Source organism: Aquimarina sp. 2-A2, assembly GCF_045505135.1.
In the GTDB taxonomy this organism is placed as follows: domain Bacteria; phylum Bacteroidota; class Bacteroidia; order Flavobacteriales; family Flavobacteriaceae; genus Aquimarina; species Aquimarina intermedia.
The window spans coordinates 1-5,660 of the sequence record NZ_JBJKFI010000012.1 but is presented as its reverse complement, the minus strand read 5'-3'; the positions used below and the strand labels follow the sequence as shown (position 1 = coordinate 5,660).

Here is a 5,660-nt window from a genome sequence, read left to right as displayed (position 1 = left end):
TATGATGAAGGGTTTCAAAAAAGGCGGTGACCTACTCTTCCACAGTAGTAGTACCATCGGCGCTAACGGGCTTAACTTCTCTGTTCGGAAAGGTAAGAGGTGAGCCCCGTTGCTATAACCACCTTAAATTGTTACTAGCTCTATAGCCAGTAGTGTTAGTAAAGGTATACTAACGATATATCTTAACATATTAGATCAAATAAATACGAGTTAGAGTTTTAAACAAAAGTCTAGTTTGAAGCAATTTACCACCCCGGTTCAATAAAGAACCGGGGGGACACATAAGCCTACGGGTTATTAGTACTACTTGGCTATGACATTACTGCCTTTACACCTATAGCCTATCAACGTGATCGTCTCTCACGACCCTTTAAAGAAATCTCATCTTGTGGTGGGTTTCGCGCTTATATGCTTTCAGCGCTTATCCCTTCCGAACGTAGCTACTCTGCAATGCCTCTGGCGAGACAACAGATACACCAGCGGTTCGTCCAACTCGGTCCTCTCGTACTAAAGTCAGATCCACTCAAATTTCTAACGCCCACTGTAGATAGAGACCGAACTGTCTCACGACGTTCTGAACCCAGCTCGCGTGCCACTTTAATGGGCGAACAGCCCAACCCTTGGGACCTTCTCCAGCCCCAGGATGTGACGAGCCGACATCGAGGTGCCAAACCCCCCCGTCGATGTGAGCTCTTGGGGGAGATCAGCCTGTTATCCCCGGAGTACCTTTTATCCTTTGAGCGATGGCCCTTCCATGCGGAACCACCGGATCACTATGCTCTACTTTCGTACCTGATCGACCTGTATGTCTCTCAGTCAAGCCTGCTTATGCCATTGCACTCTACGCACGATTACCAACCGTACTGAGCAGACCTTTAGAAGCCTCCGTTACTCTTTTGGAGGCGACCACCCCAGTCAAACTACCCACCAAGCACTGTCCTCCTTCTAAAGGAGTTAGGCTCCGAATAAGCAAAGGGTGGTATTTCAACAATGACTCCACAACACCTGGCGATGCTGCTTCAAAGTCTCCCACCTATCCTACACATTACTTATCCAAAGTCAATACTAAGCTATAGTAAAGGTTCACAGGGTCTTTTCGTCCCACAGCGGGTAACCGGCATCTTCACCGATACTACAATTTCACCGAGCTCATGGCTGAGACAGTGTCCAGATCGTTGCACCATTCGTGCAGGTCGGAACTTACCCGACAAGGAATTTCGCTACCTTAGGACCGTTATAGTTACGGCCGCCGTTTACCGGGGCTTCAATTCAATGCTTCGCTAAAAGCTAACATCTCCTCTTAACCTTCCGGCACCGGGCAGGTGTCAGGCCATATACGTCATGTTTCCATTTAGCATAGCCCTGTGTTTTTGATAAACAGTCGCCTGGACCTTTTCACTGCGGCCCATCTAAAAGATGGGCGACCCTTCTCCCGAAGTTACGGGTCTATTTTGCCTAGTTCCTTAGCCATGAATCTCTCGAGCACCTTAGAATTCTCATCCCAACTACCTGTGTCGGTTTAGGGTACGGGCTGCTTTACTCGCTTTTCTTGGAAGTCGATTCGCTAGATTATCACCGCAGCCGAAGCCTTAGTGTACTATCGGGGTATTACTACTCCCTTCAACGTACTATTCCGTCAGTACGCACTAACTATTCGCCTCCGTCACTTTTATCGTAAAGCAGGTACAGGAATATTAACCTGTTGTCCATCCACTACCCCTTTCGGGTTCGCGTTAGGTCCCGACTAACCCTCAGCTGATTAGCATAGCTGAGGAAACCTTAGTCTTTCGGTGTGCGGGTTTCTCGCCCGCATTATCGTTACTTATGCCTACATTTTCTTTTGTAGCTGCTCCAGCAAGAATCGCCTCTCACCTTCAACGCCACTACAATGCTCCCCTACCACTACAACAACCTAATGTTGTAATCCATAGCTTCGGTAATATGTTTATGCCCGATTATTATCCATGCCGAACCGCTCGACTAGTGAGCTGTTACGCACTCTTTAAATGAATGGCTGCTTCCAAGCCAACATCCTAGCTGTCTAAGCAGTTCAACCTCGTTTCTTCAACTTAACATATATTTAGGGACCTTAGCTGATGGTCTGGGTTCTTTCCCTCTCGGACATGGACCTTAGCACCCATGCCCTCACTGCTGGTAAACATTTTATAGCATTCGGAGTTTGTCAGGAATTGGTAGGCGGTGAAGCCCCCGCATCCAATCAGTAGCTCTACCTCTATAAAACTATACCAACGCTGCACCTAAATGCATTTCGGGGAGTACGAGCTATTTCCGAGTTTGATTGGCCTTTCACCCCTACCCACAGGTCATCCCAAGACTTTTCAACGTCAACGGGTTCGGTCCTCCACTTTGGGTTAACAAAGCTTCAACCTGCCCATGGGTAGATCACACGGTTTCGCGTCTACTACTACTAACTATGGTCGCCCTATTCAGACTCGCTTTCGCTACGGATCCGGTGCTGAACACCTTAACCTTGCTAGTAAAAGTAACTCGTAGGCTCATTATGCAAAAGGCACGCCGTCACCCCATAAAGGGCTCCGACCGCTTGTAAGCGTATGGTTTCAGGATCTTTTTCACTCCCTTATTCAGGGTTCTTTTCACCTTTCCCTCACGGTACTGGTTCACTATCGGTCTCTCAGGAGTATTTAGCCTTAGCGGATGGTCCCGCCAAATTCATGCAGGATTTCTCGTGTCCCGCACTACTCAGGATACTGCTATCAATAACGCTCTTTACTTATACAGGGCTATCACCTTCTCTGGCCTGTCTTTCCAAACAGTTCTAATTCATTGCGCATCAAATATCGCAGTCCTACAACCCCAATATTGCCGTAACAATATCGGTTTGGGCTAATCCGCGTTCGCTCGCCACTACTAACGGAATCACTATTGTTTTCTTCTCCTCCGGGTACTTAGATGTTTCAGTTCTCCGGGTTCGCCCCACTTACGTGGTGACATGTCTTCAACATGCCGGGTTGCCCCATTCGGATATCTACGGATCAATTTGTATGTGCCAATCCCCGTAGCTTTTCGCAGCTTATCACGTCCTTCTTCGCCTCTGAGAGCCTAGGCATTCCCCATACGCCCTTATATAGCTTATGTGTTTTGCTCTAACTTGCTCTTTTATTTAATATAATTACTAATCAATAAATTAATTAGTAACCTTTTTACTCTTATTTGTCATCACATCTTACTGTGATGCTCGTATGTATTTGATCAATATGTCAATGAACGTGGCGAATCGCCACCGATAAAAATTATCAGTGAAATTCGTGTAGCACTCTTAAACAATCTTTATAATTGCCTCCAGGTGCTACCTGGTGGAGAATATCGGAGTCGAACCGATGACCTCCTGCGTGCAAGGCAGGCGCTCTAGCCAGCTGAGCTAATCCCCCATAACGAAAATTCAGAATCTCGAATCCAGAATTAACAATTACGAAGTACTCAATTCTCAACTTCTAAAATTTCCTTTCAATATATACGTATGAACGTAAAGTCTTGCGACTTTGTAGTCTCAGGCAGACTCGAACTGCCGACCTCTACATTATCAGTGTAGCGCTCTAACCAGCTGAGCTATGAGACTGTTTTAAAATAGACCCAAGACTTCTTCATGAATCAAGAACCAAGAACTCGCTTGTTTCTTGCATCATGCTTCCTGCATCTCTTTTTATAATTAATCAACAGCAATTAAGACTAAAAAATACTCTTTGAGAATACTTCCGATATTGAATTTAATCTATACTACCAGTAAACTAGCGTATAAATCTCTAGAAAGGAGGTGTTCCAGCCGCACCTTCCGGTACGGCTACCTTGTTACGACTTAGCCCCAGTTACCAGTTTTACCCTAGGCCGCTCCTTACGGTGACGGACTTCAGGTACCCCCAGCTTCCATGGCTTGACGGGCGGTGTGTACAAGGCCCGGGAACGTATTCACCGCATCATGGCTGATATGCGATTACTAGCGATTCCAGCTTCACGGAGTCGAGTTGCAGACTCCGATCCGAACTGTGATAGGGTTTATAGATTCGCTCCTGGTCACCCAGTGGCTGCTCTCTGTCCCTACCATTGTAGCACGTGTGTGGCCCAGGACGTAAGGGCCGTGATGATTTGACGTCATCCCCACCTTCCTCGCGGTTTGCACCGGCAGTCTTGCTAGAGTTCCCGACATTACTCGCTGGCAACTAACAACAGGGGTTGCGCTCGTTATAGGACTTAACCTGACACCTCACGGCACGAGCTGACGACAACCATGCAGCACCTTGTAATCTGTCCGAAGAAAACTCTATCTCTAAAGCTGTCAGACTACATTTAAGCCCTGGTAAGGTTCCTCGCGTATCATCGAATTAAACCACATGCTCCACCGCTTGTGCGGGCCCCCGTCAATTCCTTTGAGTTTCATTCTTGCGAACGTACTCCCCAGGTGGGTTACTTATCACTTTCGCTTAGCCACTCAGACCGAAGTCCGAACAGCTAGTAACCATCGTTTACGGCGTGGACTACCAGGGTATCTAATCCTGTTCGCTACCCACGCTTTCGTCCCTTAGCGTCAATATATTGTTAGTGATCTGCCTTCGCAATCGGTATTCTATGTAATATCTATGCATTTCACCGCTACACTACATATTCTAACCACTTCACAATAATTCAAGACCTGCAGTATCAATGGCAATTTCACGGTTGAGCCGTAAACTTTCACCACTGACTTACAGACCCGCCTACGGACCCTTTAAACCCAATGATTCCGGATAACGCTTGGATCCTCCGTATTACCGCGGCTGCTGGCACGGAGTTAGCCGATCCTTATTCGTAGAGTACCGTCAAGGTGCTACACGTAGCACTAGTTCTTCCTCTATAAAAGCAGTTTACAACCCATAGGGCAGTCTTCCTGCACGCGGCATGGCTGGATCAGAGTTGCCTCCATTGTCCAATATTCCTCACTGCTGCCTCCCGTAGGAGTCTGGTCCGTGTCTCAGTACCAGTGTGGGGGATCTCCCTCTCAGGACCCCTATCTATCGTTGCCTTGGTATGCCGTTACCATACCAACTAGCTAATAGAACGCATAGCCATCTTATAGCGATAAATCTTTAATTATTAATCGATGCCAATCAATAACACTATAGGGCATTAATCCAAATTTCTCTGGGCTATTCCCTTCTATAAGGTAGGTTCTATACGCGTTACGCACCCGTGCGCCGGTCGTCAGCAAGTAGCAAGCTACCTCTGTTACCCCTCGACTTGCATGTGTTAAGCCTGCCGCTAGCGTTCATCCTGAGCCAGGATCAAACTCTTCATCGTGTATCTTTAAATATTATCTAAAAACAACACCGGAATTTATCGTAATCTCAAGTATGACTTTCTAGTCTTAATTCTTTGTTTGCTTCTACAACCTAATCCCGAAAGATTAAATCGTAAAACGCGCTGTCAATCAATATGTCTATGAACTTTCTCTAATTACTAAAGCAATCTTCATCGCTAGCAATTCTTGTCTAAGATCAAGGAATCGAACCTCTATACCTCCCTACCCCTGCTGGTAGTATCTTATTTTCTTTCTCTCTATGTAAGAACGTTTGCTTGTTTGTCTAAGCGGCTGCAAATATACAACCTTTATTTATTCTGACAAGCTTTTTTTAAAGTTTTTTTTAGTC

General features: G+C 46.3%; 2 tRNA genes and 3 rRNA genes. All 5 read right to left on the bottom strand.

Annotation, left to right across the window (positions count from 1 at the left end):
* Positions 1-18 precede the first annotated feature (18 nt).
* The 5 genes from rrf to ACJRPK_RS17380 all read right to left on the bottom strand — a co-directional run bounded on the left by rrf (position 19) and on the right by ACJRPK_RS17380 (position 5,310).
* Positions 19-126: ribosomal RNA gene (rrf, locus tag ACJRPK_RS17400) — 5S ribosomal RNA — on the bottom strand.
* Positions 127-277: 151 nt separating this feature from the next.
* Positions 278-3,117: ribosomal RNA gene (locus ACJRPK_RS17395) — 23S ribosomal RNA — on the bottom strand.
* Between the two features lie 216 nt (positions 3,118-3,333).
* Positions 3,334-3,410, bottom strand: a tRNA-Ala gene (locus ACJRPK_RS17390).
* Between the two features lie 114 nt (positions 3,411-3,524).
* Positions 3,525-3,598 (bottom strand) — tRNA-Ile (locus ACJRPK_RS17385).
* Between the two features lie 188 nt (positions 3,599-3,786).
* Positions 3,787-5,310: ribosomal RNA gene (locus tag ACJRPK_RS17380) — 16S ribosomal RNA — on the bottom strand.
* Together the 16S, 23S and 5S rRNA genes with 2 tRNA genes alongside form the textbook arrangement of a ribosomal RNA operon.
* Between the last annotated feature and the right edge of the window lie 350 nt (positions 5,311-5,660).